This window comes from Blastococcus sp. TF02A-26 (genome assembly GCF_003319125.1).
Classification (GTDB): domain Bacteria; phylum Actinomycetota; class Actinomycetes; order Mycobacteriales; family Geodermatophilaceae; genus Trujillonella.
The window spans coordinates 167751-183258 of record NZ_QOHG01000003.1 but is presented as its reverse complement, the minus strand read 5'-3'; the positions used below and the strand labels follow the sequence as shown (position 1 = coordinate 183258).

The window sequence follows — 15508 nt, the reverse complement described above, 5'->3', positions numbered from 1 at the left end:
CCCGGTCACCGACGCAACAGAGGGGCTCCACCCGGTGGGTGGAGCCCCTCTGTGCGTTCTGCGGCGCTAGGCGCTGACGGTGGACAGCCGGCGGGCGCCGGCCGCGGCGGCCTCCACGACGGCCGGGTCCGGGGCCTGACCGCAGGCCGCCAGCCAGGTGGCGAGCATCTGGTGCCCGCCCTCGGTGAGCACCGACTCGGGGTGGAACTGCACGCCCTCGATGGGCAGCTCCCGGTGCCGCAGCGCCATGACGATCCCGGACGGCGTGTGCCCGGTGACCTCGAGCTCGTCGGGCACCGTGGCGAGGTCGACGGCCAGCGAGTGGTAGCGGGTGGCGGTGAACGGCGACGGGAGCCCGGCGAGCACGCCCACGCCGTCGTGGACCACCGCGCTGGTCTTGCCGTGCAGCAGCTCCGGCGCGCGTACGACCTCGGCGCCGAACGCCTCGGCGATCGCCTGGTGGCCCAGGCAGACGCCCAGCACCGGCGTGCCGGCCTCCGCGGCCGCCCGCACCATCGGGACGGTCACGCCGGCGTCGGCGGGGGTGCCCGGGCCGGGGGAGAGCAGGACGCCGGCAACCTGGAGCTCGTCCAGTTCCTCAGTGGTCACCGCGTCGTTGCGCCGCACGATGCAGCGGACGCCGAGCTGCCCGAGGTACTGGACGAGGTTGTAGACGAAGCTGTCGAAGTTGTCGACGACGAGGACCGGCCTGCTCACGCCCCCTGTGTACCAGCGGCGGCTACCGGACGGGCGTGGCGTACCCCATCGTGGGAGTGCCGCTGTGCGCCGGCAGGTCCACCGTCTCCGCGCCGCGCACGGAGAAGGTCAGCCCGAAGGCGTTGACCGCCTCCTGCAGGACACCGACCTGGCGGGAGGCGGCCAGCTCGTCGACGATCGACTCGAGGTCGCCGATGGCGGCGATCTGGTACGGCGGGGAGTAGGCCCGCCCCTCGAGCAGGAGCACCGGCCCGACGCAGCGGACGGCGCTCGTGGCGATCAGCCGCTGGTCCATGATCGAGACGCCGTCGGCGCCCGCCGCCCACAGCGCGTTGACCACCGCCTGGACGTCGCTCTGGTGGATGACGAGGTCGTCGGGCCGCGCGCCGCGGGGCAGGCTGCCGTCGGGGCGGCGCGGGGCGTCGTCCAGGGTGATCCGCACCCCGGGACCGGTGAGCGGCACCAGGCCGGCCGACAGGGTGAGGGCCTCCCCCGTGGCCTGCGCCTCGGCGACCGCCCCGAACTGCGAGGCGGCCTGCTCGGTGAGCTGCTCGACCTGGTCCTGCAGCTCCTCGGCCTCGGCGTCCTGCGCGGCGACGGCGGCCCGCCGCTGGCTGATCAGACCGGAGAGCTCGATGATCTCGCCGCCCCGGAGGTCGGTGCCGCGGGCGGTCTGCCCGGAGGTGGCGAACAGCAGCCCCGCCGCCAGCGCGACGACCGGCACGAGGGCCGCCCACGCCGAGGGCCGCCCACGCAGCCACCCCGGACGGCGGCCCAGCAGGCCGGAGACGCGGTCGCGGAGCACGGACACCTCCCGGACGGGTGGGGACGGGGGACACCCCGCTGGGGCGGTCACCGGCGTCGATGACCCACCGTCTGCCCCTCGCAGCTTAGGCTGGGGACAGATCCGGCCGGTGCACACCGATCCCGGCCGGTGCGTGGAGGGAGAAGCAGCGGTGCCGAAGTCCAAGGTGCGGAAGAAGTCCGCCTACACGCCGCCCCCGGCGACGCTGCAGTCCAGCTCCTCGCGCGCACTCGCCCCGAGCCCGCGCTGGTACGCGCCGCTGATGGTGGCGCTCATGCTCGTGGGCCTGCTGTGGATCGTCGTCTACTACGTGGCCGGCGACCAGATCCCGTTCATGGTCGACCTGGGCGCCTGGAACTTCGCGATCGGGTTCGGCGCCATGGTCGCCGGCCTGGTCATGTCGATGCGCTGGCGCTGAGGCCACCGGCCCGCGACTGCTCGTACCGAGGCCCTCGTCCCCCTGGGGACGGGGGCCTCTGTCGTTCCCGGTCCCGGGGCCTGCCTGTGAACACTGTGCACAGGCGGCGCCCTTGTCCACAGGTCGACACGGCGCTGGATACCCAGGGTTGTCCACCACATGTGGAGTACGCATGTTCGACTGCACCGCTCTGACCTGCTGTTTCACGAGCGGTGGGACGCGTGTGACGAGGAGGACGCAGGCGTAACTACAGCCCTGTGCTTCTGTCCCCAGCTGTGTACCCAGCTGTGGAGAAGTCGACATGCGGTGCCGGACGAGCCGCTGACCTGCGGCGGAGCCGTACCCGGGACCCGGGCTGTGGACACCTGCCGGTGCGCGGCGCCGCTGTGGCGGGGCAGGCTGTGGGTGTGGAGTGGTCGGCTCGTCCGGGGACCGTGGCCGTGCCGGCCGTCGCCGGCGTCGTCCTGGGGACGGGCGCGGTGCTGCTGGAGCCCGTCGGCCGGGTCCTGGTCGGCGGGGCGGCCCTGCTCCTGCTGGGGATGGCCCTACGGCTCGCGGTGCTGCGTCCGCGGCTGGCCACGGTCCCGGACGGCATCGTCGTCCGCACGCTGACCGGGCGGCTGGAGCTGCCCTGGCGGGCGTTGCGCGTGCAGGTGCGGGAGACCCGGCGCCGCGGGCTGCGGTCCCGGCTGCTGGAGCTCGACACGGCGGCCGGATCGGACGACGCCGGCCAGCTGGTGCTGCTCGCGAGCTGGGAACTGGGCGCCGATCCGGCCGACGTCGCCGACGCCCTGGAGGGGTGGCGGCGGGCGGGCGGGACCCGGCCCTAGAGGACGACGATCGTCGTCGCCGTCAGCGCCGTCACGGCGAGGACGCCGGTCAGCACCAGCAGGCCCAGCACCTGGAGCTCGGTCCGGCGGCGGGCCAGGACGACGACACCGGCGGCCAGGAAGCCGGCCACGAGACCGCCGAGGTGGCCCAGCAGCGAGATGCCCGGGATCAGCACGCTGACCAGCAGGTTGATCGCCAGGAGCGTCATGATGCCCCGCACGTCCCCGCGCTGGGTGAGTGCCAGGACGGCGAAGGCGCCCATGAGGCCCCAGATCGCCCCGGAGGCACCCGCGACGGCCACCCGCGGGTCGCCGAACAGCTGGATCGCCACGGAGCCGCCGAGGGCGGACAGCAGGTAGACGGCCAGGTAGCGCCACCGGCCGAGCGTGCGTTCCAGCTCGGCGCCGAACAGCAGCAGCGCGAGCATGTTGAACGCCAGGTGCGTGATGCCGATGTGCAGGAAGGCGGAGGTGAGCAGCCGCCAGTCCTCGCCGAACACCTGCACGAGGACGGGGGCCAGCTGCAGGTCGGCGAACAGCGGCGACCGCTGGTTGTCCAGCGGGTTCTCGCCCGCGATGCCCGCGGAGACGGCCGTGGCGACGAACAGGACCACGTTGACCGCGATGAGCGTGAGGGTGACGACGCCCCAGCGCGAGCCCGCCGAGCGCACGGCGGGGGCGCGGCGGACCGGGCGCACCGAGGCCCGGCCCTCGCGGATGCACTCGGGGCACTGGAAGCCCACCGAGGCCGAGGTCATGCACTCCGGGCAGATCGGCCGGCCGCAGCGCGCGCAGGAGATCCCGGTGGGCCGGTCCGGGTGCCGGTAGCAGCTGGCCGGCGGGGGCACGGGCGGAGGCTCCTCGCCCCGGCCCGCACCCCCGCCGGGGGGTGACTGGGTCAGCTGCGCTGCACCTCGATCGACTCGATCACGACGTCCTGGACCGGCTTGTCCTGCCGGCCGGTCGGCACGTTCGAGATCTTGTCGACGACCTCGCGGCTGGCCTGGTCGGCCACCTCGCCGAAGATCGTGTGCTTGCGGTTCAGGTGCGGGGTGGGGCTGACGGTGATGAAGAACTGCGAGCCGTTGGTGCCCGGGCCCGCGTTGGCCATGGCCAGCAGGTAGGGCTTGCCGAAGGTCAGCTCGGGGTGGAACTCGTCGCCGAACTGGTAGCCGGGGCCACCGATGCCCATGCCGAGCGGGTCGCCGCCCTGGATCATGAAGCCGGAGATGATCCGGTGGAAGATCGTGCCGTCGTAGAGACGGTCCGTCGTCTTCTCGCGGGTCTGCGGGTGGGTCCACTCGCGCCGGCCCTCGGCCAGGTCGGCGAAGTTGGCCACGGTCTTGGGCGCGTGGTCGGGGAACAGGTCCACGGTGATGTCGCCGTGGTTGGTGTGCAGCACGGCACGCCGGGCGGGAGAGGTCGCTTCGGTCACGGCGTCCACTCTCCCACCGCCGCGCAGGTCGCGGGGCACCCGGGCGGGCTTCCCCGCGGCTGCCGGGCGCCCTAGCGTCGCCGCACACCCCCGAGGAGGTCGCCGTGGACGCCGAGACAGCTGCACCGGACGCGGGGTTCCTCCGCGCGGCGCCGTCCTCACCCGGAGCGGAGCGGCTCGCTGCCGGTGACCGGGAGCAGATGGGTTTCGTCATGAACCTGACCCGCTCCTGGAGCCACCTGCCCGACGAGCACGACGCCCTGTTCGACCTCATGGGCCGCGCGGCGGACGCGGCGGGTCTGGACCGGCGCGCCCGCGGCGTGCTCGTCGCCGCCGCGGCGGGCGTGCTGCGCGACCCGCACTGCTCCCTGGCCTGGGGCGCCCGGCTGGCCGAGGAGATCGGCGACGAGGCCGCGGCGGGTGTGCTCGCCGGGGACGACGCACGGCTGGGGTCTCGGGACGCCGCGCTGGCCGGCTGGGCGCGCCTGGTGGCGAGTGACCCCAACAGCACCCGCGAGGACGACGTCCAGCGCCTCCGCGACGCCGGGTTCGACGACCGGGAGATCGCCGGGCTGACCCTCTACACCGCGCTCCGGGTGGCCTTCTCCACGGTGAACGACGCCCTCGGCGCCCGACCGGACCGACCGCTGCGGGACGCCGCCCCGGCCGCGGTGCGAGCGGCGGTCGACTACGGACGCCCGGTGGCCGAGGGCGGCTCGACGGCCTGAGCCGCGGTCCCGGCGTCCTCCCGGGCGCCGCGGTCCTATCGTTCCGGGATGAGCACCGAGTCGGCGGTGGAGGTCGAGGGACCGGTCGAGGGCGCACGGCCCCCGTACGGCGCCCCGCCGGCCGAGGTCCTGGCGGCCTCCGGGTACCTGTGCGAGGAGTACCTGATCGCCGGGGAGGCCACCGCGTACCGACACCCGGACGACGCACCACCCAGCGCCGACGGGCGGTGGACCGCCGAACCCGTCGCCACCGGCGCGTACCGGACCCGCATCCTCGTCGTCCGCCCGGCCGACCCCGCCGCGTTCACCGGCACGGTCTTCCTCGAGTGGCAGAACGTCTCCGCCGGCGCCGAGCAACCGGCCCCGACCGAGGGCGAGGTCTACCGCGGGCACGCCTGGGTCGGGGTCAGCGCGCAGATCGCCGGGATCTACGGGTCCCCGAGCCGGATGGCGCGCGCCTCCCGCCGGGCGCCGCTGCTGGACGCCGACCCCGAGCGCTACGCCGGCCTGCTGCACCCCGGCGAGCCGGCGTGCTTCGACGTCTTCTCCGCCGCGGCGACCGCCGTGGGTCCGCGACGGGCGTCCGCGGTGGACCCGCTGGGCGGACTCGCCGTCGAGCGGGTGGTCGCCGTGGGCGGCTCGCAGTCGGCGATGCGGCTGTGCGCCTACGCCAATGCCGTCCACCGCCGGGGGCCGGTGGTCGACGCGTTCCTGCTGTCGGTGTGGGAGGGCCGTGCCCCACGGCTGGACGCCGACACCGACCCGCTGTACCGGCGGACCACCATCCGCGAGGACCTCGGCGTGCCCGTGCTGCTGCTCAACAGCGAGTTCGAGGTGACCGCGACGGCGGACCTGGCCTTGCCGGACACCCCGCTGCGCCGCGTCTGGGAGGTCACCGGAACCCCGCACGGTGTCCTCCGGCGTACCCCTCCCGCGACCGACGGCGAGTGGGGGCCCAACCCGGTCAGCTGGCGGCCGGTGTACGAGGCGGCGCTGCGCGCGGTCCACCGGTGGCTGGTCGACGGCGAGCCCCCGGCCGTGCAACCCCGGATCACGCTGGCCGGCCGGCCGAACGCGCGGATCGTGCGGGGCGAGGACGGCAACGCCTGGGGCGGGATCCGGCTGCCGGAGATCGCGGTCCCCGTGGCCGAGCACCGCGGTCGCAAGGGCGGCACCGGCAGCGGACCGGTGTTCGGCGGCCGCCGGGCGTACGCCGATGCGCTGGTGGCCCAGCTCTACCGCTCCCGGGCGGAGTACGCCGAGCTGTGGGAGCACGCGGTGGAGGACCTCGTCGCGGCGGGGGTGGTCCTCCCGGAGGACGCCGGCGCGATGCGCGCCCGGGGTGCCGAGGTGGCGGCGACCCTGCCGCTGCCGTGAGCCGGCGTGGGGACGGGAGGGACCGGTGTCCTGGCGATCGCTCAGCGCGCCGAGGAAGGGCCGAGTGGCGGCAGACCGCCACTGACGAGGGCCTCGTCGGCTGCGGTCGCGAGCACCAGGTCCTCGAGCGCCGGCCACTCGTGTCCGAGTGTCATGCGCGCCGACAGCTGCGGCATCGAGTGGGTCCCGCCGAGCGCGAGATAGTCCCACCAGAGTTCGGTGAGGGAGAGGCCGCTGAGGCGGCAGGCCAGGACGAGCGTGTCCGTGGGCAGGGTGTACGGCCTCGGGTCGCAGCAGTGCCCATTGCTCGAGCTCCTCGACGCTACGCCCTCCGGGCGACCCTGCGGGCGCCCGCGCCGCCGCCGCGGACTCCTGCGGCCCGTCCTCTCCCGGCGCCGCGCAGTCGGAGGAAGCGGATCGAAGACAGCGGAGGCGGCTCGGCTGACCGCTGAACCGGCCAGGCGAGTACCGTCAGCTCTGCGCCGCACTGCGGCACCTGATGGGTCATGACGCGGCCTGCCAGACCCAGGGTCTTCCTCTCGAGCAGGGCTCACTCCGGGGTCGATCGCCTCGTCGACCAGCCGGACCCGACGGACCGGATCCGCTATGAGCCCCACGCCTCGGCGTTCTCCCGAACCGTTCGACGTCCGGGCTGCCTTCGCGGAGCTCGGGCGGCTGTCCTTCGCGGACACCTCGATGGACGCGATGCTGCTGCGCATCGCCGAACTCGCGAAACGGGTCACCCCCGGCGTCGTGGAGGCCTCGGTCACCCTCGTCAGCCGCCACAAGGCGACCAGTGCCGCCTTCACCGGCCCGCTGTCGGTCCAGTTGGACGAGTCGCAGTACAGCCGTGGCGAGGGCCCTTGCCTCGAAGCCGCGGTGGGCCAGGAGATCCAGGAGATCACCGACGCGCGCGAGGAGACCCGCTGGCCGGGCCACGCTCGCGAGTGCGTCGCGCGAGGCTCTCTCAGCTCGATGTCGGTTCCCCTACCGGTCAAGGAATCGGTCCACGGGGCCCTCAACCTCTATGCGACCGAGGCGCACGCGTTCGGCGACCAGGCGAAGGCCGTCGCGACCGAGTTCGCCTCCTACGCCGCGATCGCGGTGCAGAACCGGCAGCTCTACGACAGCACCCGCGAACTGGCCGAGCACCTGGACACCGCCATGCGCACCCGGGCGGTCATCGAGCAGGCCAAGGGCATCCTGATGAGCCAGCGGCGCTGCGACGCCGCAGAGGCCTTCAACCTGCTCGCCGCCGCCTCCCAGCGGTCCAACCGCAAGCTCCGCGACATCGCCCAGGCCATCGTCGACGGCGTCGACGGCACGCCGAGGGACCGCCCGGGCCCCTGATCCGGGAGCTCCCACACCGCCACCCGGCCTCGGCCACGGCACCCCTCACGCCGACCTCAGACACCTGGAGCCCCATGTCCATCGCCGAGCGGTTCGCCGTCGCCGTCGCGGCGTCGGCCGCCGACCTGCCCGACCCGGAACTGCTGCCCGTACAGCTGGCCAGGGCTGCCGCCGCCGTCCTGCCCGTCGACGGAGCCGGGATCAGCCTGTTCTTCGCCGCCGACCGCCGGCTGCCCCTGGGTGCCAGCGACGAGGTCTCCGCGGAGGCCGAACGACTGCAGTTCACCGTCGGTGAGGGCCCCTGCCTGTCGTCTCACGCCTCCGGGCAGACCATCATCGCCGAGGAGGCCGACATCAAGGACCGGTGGCCGGCCTTCCACGACGTCCTGGTCGCCCGCACCTCGGTGCGCAGCATCATCTCGCTGCCCTTCCAGGACGAGTTCCGCGGTCACGGCGCGCTGGATCTCTACCTCGTCCCGCCCCACGACGTCCGGACCGTCACCCTCTACGACGCGCTGGTCGTGACCCGCGAGGTCGTGTCGCTGTTCCATGGCGCCGCCCGTCCCGCCGGTGCCGACGGGCCGGCCTGGCTCGGCGCACCGGCCGCCGAGCGGCGGGCGCTCGTCTGGCAGGCCATGGGCTTCCTCAACGCCGGGCTGGGCATCACCAGCGAGGACGCGCTGGCTCTGCTCCGGGCGCACGCCTACAGCTCCGGCCTGGCGGTCGACGACCTCGCCGCCCGCGTGCTCGCCCGCGAGGTCCCGCTCGAGGAGCTCGCCTACGACGACAGGTCCGCCTGAGTCCCTACCGCGACGTCGACGGGGCGTCGGCCCGGGCTGCCGCCGATGCCGGGATCTCCGGAACGGCTCGGGTCACCGTCAGCTCCGTGGCCACGTCGAGGAGTCTGCGGTTGGTCTGCTGGGAGACCCTGGCCAGGACCGCGAACGCACGGTCGGCACTGATCGCGTACCGCTCCATGAGCATCCCCTTGGCCTGGCCGATCACATCGCGGTTGCCCATCCCGGTGCGCAGGTTCGTCTCGTGTCGGGCGCCGGCCAGCGCCACCGCGGCGTGCGCGGCGAAGACCAGGCCGACGTCCTCGGACTCCTCGCCGAACGCCGCGGGCTGCCGCGAGTACAGGTTGAGCGCCCCGAGGTTGTCACCCTCCACGAACAGCTGGAAGCTCACCGCGCTCAGGACACCGAGCTCGACCGCTGCCGCGGCGAACCGAGGCCAACGTGCCTCGCTGCGCATGTCGTCGATGCGCACGGTCGAGTCCGTCCACACCGCATCCAGGCAGGGCCCCTCCCCGAGACGGTTCTGGATCTCGTCCAGTTCCCTGGGCGGGTCCCCGGTCGCAGCACGCGCCTCGATCCGCTGTCGACCGGTCACGTAGCTGATGGAGGCCTCCTCCACCCCCGGGACGACGCCGACGGCGCTCTCGGTGATCACCTGCAGCGTCGCCTCGACGTCTCCGTGGCGCTCCTGCAGCGACCGGGCGGCTAGCCCCATCGCCTCACCGAGATCCGTCCGGGCATCGGCCGCGCCGCCCGTGCCGGTCGAGGCGGACGCTCGCCGCGCCTCGAGGCTCTGGGACGAGCGGCCTCCACGTCGCTCCGGGGGCGGCTCCTGCGTCACGGACGAACGCTAACCGAGATCGGACCCCCTCGGGGGCCACGATTCGCCGTGGCCCCTGGCAGCACACCGGCTGCAGGGAGCCGTCGCCCCTGCTGCAGAACGGCCCACGGTCGGGTCCCCTCGATCATGACGCGGCCGAGGGGACCGCCCAACGGTGGGACCCGCGGTCCATCGGCGCCGGAGGAGTGGAGACGAGGGGAATCGAACCCCTAACCCCCGCCTTGCAAAGGCGGTGCTCTGCCAATTGAGCTACGTCCCCTGAGCTGCCGGCGGCGGGCCGCCGGGCGGGGTTCAGCGGCTGGTGGGCGTGCTCACCGCCTGCGGACCGGTCGTCGCCTCCGACCAGAGGTCGGCCTCGTTCCTGCCGGTCGACCGCTTGCGGACGACCGCGGCAGCGGCGGCGGCCACCGCGACCAGGGCGATTCTCTTGATCACGCGGCTCCTCCTCGAAGGACACCGCGGCCCCTGTCCGGCAGGGGCCGCGGGGACCGGTGGACGCCGGCGGACCGGCACACGGGTGGGCCTGGGAGGACTTGAACCTCCGGCCTCATCCTTATCAGGGATGCGCTCTAACCGCCTGAGCTACAGGCCCGTGGACCTCGAACAGCATACGTGGCGCGATTCGGGACTCCTGCGGGGGGTGGCCCCCTTCATCAGTCGCGCTCGGCGAGCGTGACCTCGAGGCCGCCGACGAGGTCCGAGCACATGTTGTAGATGAACGCCCCGACGGTGCACAGCGCGGTCATCAGCACGATGTTGATGGCGCCGATGACCGCCGCCCCGCCGAAGACGATGCCGGGCGTGATGGCGTCACTGGCGACGGTCTCCTCGCCCGAGGTGTTCTCCAGCGTGCCGACGAGGTTGTTGAGGGCGTCGAAGACCCCGAGCCCCGACAGGACGCCGTAGAGGATCGCGATCGCGATCATCCAGACGAAGAACAGCACGATGGAGAGCACCAGCGAGATCTTCAGCGCCGACCAGGTGTCGATGTGCCGCAGCTGGAGCCGGGCGCGGCGGGGGCCGCGCGCCTTGCCCTTGCCCCCGGCCGGGCGGCCGGAGCCGTTGCGGGCGACGACCGCCGGCCCGGATCCGCTCCCGGGCCCACCGGCCAGCGGGACGCTCCCGGTGGCCGGGGCCTCCGCAGCCCCGGCAGCCGGGGCGTCGGGGGCCTGCCCGGGCCGGGTGCCGGTCTGCACCGCACCCTGGGTCCGGTCGCTCATGCTGGTCTCCGCTCCCCGGCGGTCGTCGCCGCCGCTGCGCGCCCGGGCGTCTCCGGCACGCGTCCGGAGGCGCCCGGAGCGCCGGTCAGATCCTGGTCGTCGGACCGGGTGTCCCCGGTGTCAGCACGCAGGCCGGCACCGGGGGCCTCCGGCCCCGCTCCCCACCCTAGGCTTCGGGCTCGTCGTTGTCCGTCGTACGCGCGATCGCCACGATGGAGACGTCCTCCGGCAAGTTCATGAGCTTGACACCCATCGTGGCGCGGTCCTTGTTGTGCCGCACGCCGTTGACCGGGGTGCGGATCACGCCGCCGCCGGAGGTGATGGCGTACAGCTCGTCCCCGAGCTGCACCGCGAGCGCCCCGACCAGGTTGCCCTTGCGGGCCTTCGGGTCGGCGGTGAGCACGCCCTTCCCGCCCCGGCCCTGGTTCGGGTAGTTCTCGATGCCGGTGCGCTTGGCGAAGCCGCGCTCGGTCGCGACGAGGACGTCGACCCCTTCCTCGACGACCATCATCGACAGCAGACGGTCGTCGGGAGACAGCGAGATGCCGCGGACACCCTCGGTCGCCCGGCCCATCGGCCGCAGCGTGGCGTCGTCGGCCTTGAAGCGGATCGACATCGCCTTGCGGGTGACCAGCAGCAGGTCCTGCTCGGGGTCGATCAGCGCCGCCCCGACGAGCTCGTCGCCGTCGCGCAGGTTGATCGCGATGACGCCGCCGCTGCGCGGGGAGTCGAAGTCGGTCAGCCGGGTCTTCTTGACCTGACCCTTCGCCGTCGCCAGGACCAGGTACGGCGCGACGCCGTAGTCCTTGATCTGCATGACCTGGGCGATCTTCTCGTCGCCCTGGAAGGCCAGGATGTTGGCCACGTGCGCGCCGCGGGCGGTGCGGTTGGCCTCGGGCAGCTCGTAGGCCTTGGCGCGGTAGACGCGGCCCTTGTTGGTGAAGAAGAGGATCCAGTCGTGGGTGGAGCCCACGAAGAAGTGGTCGACGATGTCGTCCTGCTTCAGCTGCGCGCCCATGACGCCCTTGCCGCCGCGGCGCTGCGACCGGTAGAGGTCGCTCTTCGTCCGCTTGGCGTAGCCGGTGCGGGTGATGGTGACGACGACCTCCTCCTGCGCGATGAGGTCCTCCATGGAGACGTCGCCCTCGTTCGCGATGAACTGGGTGCGCCGGTCGTCGCCGTACTTCTCCACGATCTCGGCGAGCTCGTCGCGGACGATCTGCCGCTGCCGCTCGGGGGAGTCGAGGATCGCCTGCAGGTCGGCGATGCGCGCCTCGATCTCGGCGAGCTCGTCCATGATCCGCTGCCGCTCGAGGGCGGCCAGCCGGCGCAGCTGCAGGTCCAGGATCGCGACGGCCTGGATCTCGTCGACGTCCAGCAGCTCCATCAGGCCGGTCCGTGCGGCGTCGGCCGAGGCGCTGTTGCGGATCAGCGCGATGACCGCGTCGAGCTGGTCCAGCGCCTTGGCGTACCCGCGCAGGATGTGCGCGCGCTCCTCGGCCTTGCGCAGCCGGTAGCGGGTCCGGCGCTGGATGACCTCGATCTGGTGGTTGACCCACTGGCGGACCAGCTCGTCGAGTCGCAGGGTGCGCGGGACGCCGTCGACGATCGAGAGCATGTTGCAGCCGAACGACGTCTGCAGCTGGGTGTGCTTGTAGAGGTTGTTCAGCACGACCTTGGCGACGGCGTCGCGGCGCAGCGTGATGACCAGGCGGCGGCCCACGCGGTCGGAGGACTCGTCGGCGATCTCGCTGATCCCCTGGAGGCGCCCCTCCTTGACCGACTCGGCGATCGACTCGGCCAGGTTGTCCGGGTTCACCTGGTAGGGCAGCTCGGTGACGACGAGCTGCACCCGGCCCCGGGAGTCCTCCTCGACGGTGACCACGGCGCGCATGCGGACCGAGCCGCGGCCGGTGCGGTAGGCGTCCTCGATGCCCTCGCGGCCGACGATCAGCCCGTGCGTCGGGAAGTCGGGGCCCTTGATCCGCTCCATGCACGCGGTGAGGGCCTCCTCGGCCTCCGCCTCGGGGTGCTCGAGCATCCAGAAGACGGCCTCGGCGACCTCGCGCAGGTTGTGCGGCGGCATGTTGGTCGCCATGCCGACCGCGATCCCGGCCGAGCCGTTGATCAGCAGGTTCGGGATGCGGGACGGCAGGACCAGCGGCTCCTGGGTCCGGCCGTCGTAGTTGGCCTGGAAGTCGACGGTCTCCTCGTCGATGCCGGCGAGGATCTCCATCGCCAGCGGCGTCAGCCGGCACTCGGTGTACCGCATGGCGGCCGCCGGGTCGTTGCCCGGGGAGCCGAAGTTCCCCTGACCGTCGATCAGCGGGTAGCGCATGGACCAGGGCTGGGCCAGCCGGACCAGGGCGTCGTAGATCGCCGAGTCGCCGTGGGGGTGGTAGTTGCCCATGACCTCGGCCACCGGGCGGGCGCACTTCACGTAGCCGCGGTCCGGGCGGAAGCCCTGGTCGTACATCGCGAACAGCACGCGCCGGTGCACCGGCTTCAGGCCGTCGCGCACCTCGGGGAGCGCGCGGCCGACGATCACGCTCATCGCGTAGTCGATGTAGCTGCGCTGCATCTCCTGCTGGAGGTCGACCGCCTCGATGCGGTCGCGGGCAGGGGTCTCGGTCACGTGGGGATCTCTCCGGTTCGTACGCGGATGAAGGACCCCGTCCTCCCCACCCTTCGCAAGCTCAGGGCGGGACCCGAGACGGGGCCGAATGGGCTTACACGTCGAGGAAGCGGACGTCCTTGGCGTTGCGGGTGATGAAGCTGCGACGGGCCTCGACGTCCTCGCCCATGAGGATGCTGAACAGCTCGTCCGCGGCGGCGGCGTCCTCGAGGGTCACCTGGCGCAGGATCCGGGTCTCGGGGTTCATGGTGGTCTCCCACAGCTCGCTGGCGTTCATCTCGCCGAGCCCCTTGAACCGCTGGATCATCTCCTCCTTGACCTTGCGACCGCTCTCGGCGCCGGCCTTGACGACGGCGTCGCGCTCCTTGTCGCTGTAGGCGTACTCGTCACCGATCTTGCCGCCCCACTTGATCTTGTACAGCGGGGGCTTGGCCAGGTAGACGTACTGCCCCTCGACCAGCGGCCGCATGAAGCGGAACAGCAGGGTCAGCAGCAGCGTGCTGATGTGCTGGCCGTCGACGTCGGCGTCCGCCATCAGGACGATCTTGTGGTAGCGGAGCTTCGAGATGTCGAACTCGTCGTGGATGCCGGTGCCGAAGGCCGTGATCATCGACTGGACCTCGGTGTTCTTGAGCACCCGGTCGATGCGCGCCTTCTCGACGTTGATGATCTTGCCGCGGATGGGCAGGATCGCCTGGAACATCGAGTCCCGGCCGGACTTCGCCGAGCCGCCGGCCGAGTCGCCCTCGACGATGTAGACCTCGGAGTTGCGCGGGTCGGTGGAGCGGCAGTCGGCCAGCTTGCCCGGCAGCCCGCTCACCGACAGCAGGCTCTTGCGGGCCAGCTTGCGGGCGTCCTGCGCGGCGCGGCGGGCGCGGGCGGCCGACGACGCCTTGGTGATGATCGTCTTCGCCTCGGCCGGGTTGGACTCGAACCAGTGTCCGATCTGCTCGTTGCAGACGCGCTGGACGAAGCCCTTGACCTCGGTGTTGCCGAGCTTGGTCTTCGTCTGTCCCTCGAACTGCGGGTCGCCGAGCTTCACCGAGACGATGGCCGCGAGGCCCTCGCGGATGTCGTCGCCGGTGAGCTTCTCGTCCTTCTCCTTGAGCAGCTTCTTCTCGACGGCGTACCGGTTGACGATCGAGGTCAGCGCCGCGCGGAAGCCCTCCTCGTGGGTGCCGCCCTCGTGGGTGTTGATGATGTTCGCGAAGGTGTGCACCGACTCCGAGTAGGCGTCGGACCACTGCATCGCGACCTCGAGCGACATCGCGGTGTCGTTCTTGCCGGTGCCGTCGGCGGAGAAGCTGATCACCGACTTGTGGATCGGCGTCTTGCGGCGGTTGATGTGCGCGACGTAGTCGACCAGACCGGCGTCGTACCGGTAGGTGATCTCGGTCGGCTCGAACGCCTCCGCCTCGTGGCCGGCCTCCGGGGCGGCCTCGGCGAGGGTCACCTCGTCGGAGAGACCGGTCTCGGCCTTGCTGTGCCCGGGGCGCTCGTCGCGCAGGACGATGGTCAGCCCCTTGTTCAGGAAGGCCATCTCCTGCAGGCGGCGGTTGATCGTGTCGAACGAGTACTCGGTGGTCTCGAAGATGTCGCCGTCGGCCCAGAAGGTGATCGCGGTGCCGCGCTTCTTCGTGGGCCCGACCTGCTCGAGCGGACCCGGCTTGGCGTAGGAGTAGTTCTGCCGCCACTCGATGCCGTTGTGCGCCCAGACCGTGACGTCCAGGCGCGTGGACAGCGCGTTGACGACGGTGACGCCGACGCCGTGCAGACCGCCCGAGACGCCGTAGCTCTTGCCGTCGAACTTCCCGCCCGCGTGCAGGACGGTCATGATCACCTCGACGGTGGGGCGCTTCTCCACCGGGTGCATGTCGACCGGGATGCCACGGCCGTTGTCCTCGACGCGGACGCCGCCGTCGGCCAGCAGGGTCACCCGCACCGTGTCGCAGTAGCCGGCCAGTGCCTCGTCCACCGCGTTGTCGACGACCTCCCACACCATGTGGTGCAGGCCGCGCTCACCGGTCGACCCGATGTACATGCCGGGGCGCTTGCGCACGGCCTCCAGGCCCTCGAGGACCGTGATGGACGAGCCGGAGTAGCCGTTGTCGGTCGTGCTGTCGGTCTTCGGTCGAGCGACCACGTGGGACCCTTCTGTCGCGCAACCGGCGGCCCGGGCGGCCCACTGCCGAGGGGCGCCCCGAGGGCGCAGGAGGGCACTGAGCCGGTTGCTGGCGGTGTTCGCCGTCCAGACTACCGGGTGGTCCGACGGGAACGACGCCGTCGAGCCCCTCAGCGCGTTCCTGCGCCACTCCCGGCACGTCCGCCACCACCGGGACTGCCCCCGGGGACGAC

General features: G+C 72.5%; 15 protein-coding genes and 2 tRNA genes. 6 read left to right on the top strand and 11 right to left on the bottom strand.

Annotated features, from left to right (window positions below):
• Positions 1–66 precede the first annotated feature (66 nt).
• Both DQ240_RS04590 and DQ240_RS04585 read right to left on the bottom strand, forming a co-directional pair.
• A complete protein-coding gene (locus DQ240_RS04590; protein ID WP_113838428.1) occupies positions 67–717 on the bottom strand; it encodes an aminodeoxychorismate/anthranilate synthase component II in 651 nt (216 codons plus the stop codon).
• A gap of 22 nt (positions 718–739) precedes the next feature.
• Entirely contained in the window at positions 740–1522 is a 783-nt protein-coding gene (locus DQ240_RS04585; RefSeq protein WP_233498497.1) for a DUF881 domain-containing protein, read from the bottom strand.
• A 151-nt stretch (positions 1523–1673) separates the two neighbouring features.
• On the opposite strand from DQ240_RS04585, the gene crgA reads away from it, so the two are divergent.
• Positions 1674–1940 (top strand): cell division protein CrgA, encoded by a 267-nt coding sequence (gene crgA, locus DQ240_RS04580; protein ID WP_113838427.1) that lies wholly within the window; start codon positions 1674–1676, stop codon positions 1938–1940.
• Between the two features lie 440 nt (positions 1941–2380).
• Positions 2381–2770 carry a PH domain-containing protein gene (locus DQ240_RS04575; RefSeq protein ID WP_233498496.1) on the top strand — a complete coding sequence of 130 codons (390 nt, stop codon included), beginning with the start codon at positions 2381–2383 and terminating at the stop codon, positions 2768–2770.
• On the opposite strand, the gene DQ240_RS04570 is transcribed toward DQ240_RS04575, so the two are convergent.
• Complete coding sequence (locus DQ240_RS04570) at positions 2767–3618, bottom strand: rhomboid family intramembrane serine protease (RefSeq protein ID WP_233498495.1); 852 nt, start codon at positions 3616–3618, stop codon at positions 2767–2769. The two genes, DQ240_RS04575 and DQ240_RS04570, sit on opposite strands and share 4 nt — an antisense overlap.
• A 50-nt stretch (positions 3619–3668) precedes the next feature.
• Positions 3669–4205, bottom strand: coding sequence for a peptidylprolyl isomerase (locus tag DQ240_RS04565; RefSeq protein WP_113838576.1), 537 nt, complete (start codon positions 4203–4205; stop codon positions 3669–3671).
• 104 nt (positions 4206–4309) lie between these two features.
• On the opposite strand from DQ240_RS04565, the gene DQ240_RS04560 reads away from it, so the two are divergent.
• The 4 genes from DQ240_RS04560 (at position 4310) to DQ240_RS04540 (ending at position 8460) form a co-directional block, all read left to right on the top strand.
• Positions 4310–4933, top strand: coding sequence for a carboxymuconolactone decarboxylase family protein (locus DQ240_RS04560; RefSeq protein WP_199589070.1), 624 nt, complete (start codon positions 4310–4312; stop codon positions 4931–4933).
• Between the two features lie 48 nt (positions 4934–4981).
• Positions 4982–6310, top strand: a complete 1329-nt coding sequence (locus DQ240_RS04555) for an alpha/beta hydrolase domain-containing protein (protein WP_113838425.1) — start codon at positions 4982–4984, stop codon at positions 6308–6310.
• Positions 6311–7006: 696 nt separating this feature from the next.
• A complete protein-coding gene (locus DQ240_RS04545) occupies positions 7007–7660 on the top strand; it encodes a GAF and ANTAR domain-containing protein (protein ID WP_233498494.1) in 654 nt (217 codons plus the stop codon).
• A gap of 74 nt (positions 7661–7734) precedes the next feature.
• The gene (locus tag DQ240_RS04540) at positions 7735–8460 is read left to right on the top strand and encodes an ANTAR domain-containing protein (protein WP_199589068.1); all 726 of its coding nucleotides are present in this window, start codon (positions 7735–7737) and stop codon (positions 8458–8460) included.
• A 4-nt stretch (positions 8461–8464) separates the two neighbouring features.
• Here DQ240_RS04540 and DQ240_RS04535 read toward each other — a convergent pair whose 3' ends face one another.
• From DQ240_RS04535 to gyrB, 7 genes are all read right to left on the bottom strand, one after another.
• Positions 8465–9172 carry a GAF and ANTAR domain-containing protein gene (locus DQ240_RS04535; RefSeq protein ID WP_113838422.1) on the bottom strand — a complete coding sequence of 236 codons (708 nt, stop codon included), beginning with the start codon at positions 9170–9172 and terminating at the stop codon, positions 8465–8467.
• Positions 9173–9484: 312 nt separating this feature from the next.
• Positions 9485–9557 (bottom strand) — tRNA-Ala (locus DQ240_RS04530).
• A 32-nt stretch (positions 9558–9589) separates the two neighbouring features.
• On the bottom strand, positions 9590–9733 hold the full coding sequence (locus DQ240_RS23545) for a DLW-39 family protein (RefSeq protein ID WP_199589066.1): 144 nt from the start codon (positions 9731–9733) through the stop codon (positions 9590–9592).
• Between the two features lie 83 nt (positions 9734–9816).
• Positions 9817–9890, bottom strand: a tRNA-Ile gene (locus tag DQ240_RS04525).
• 61 nt (positions 9891–9951) lie between these two features.
• Complete coding sequence (locus DQ240_RS23900) at positions 9952–10518, bottom strand: DUF3566 domain-containing protein (RefSeq protein WP_113838421.1); 567 nt, start codon at positions 10516–10518, stop codon at positions 9952–9954.
• Between the two features lie 166 nt (positions 10519–10684).
• Complete coding sequence (gene gyrA / locus DQ240_RS04515; RefSeq protein ID WP_113838420.1) at positions 10685–13153, bottom strand: DNA gyrase subunit A; 2469 nt, start codon at positions 13151–13153, stop codon at positions 10685–10687.
• Positions 13154–13247: 94 nt separating this feature from the next.
• On the bottom strand, positions 13248–15296 hold the full coding sequence (gene gyrB / locus DQ240_RS04510) for a DNA topoisomerase (ATP-hydrolyzing) subunit B (RefSeq protein WP_113838419.1): 2049 nt from the start codon (positions 15294–15296) through the stop codon (positions 13248–13250).
• Positions 15297–15508 lie beyond the last annotated feature (212 nt).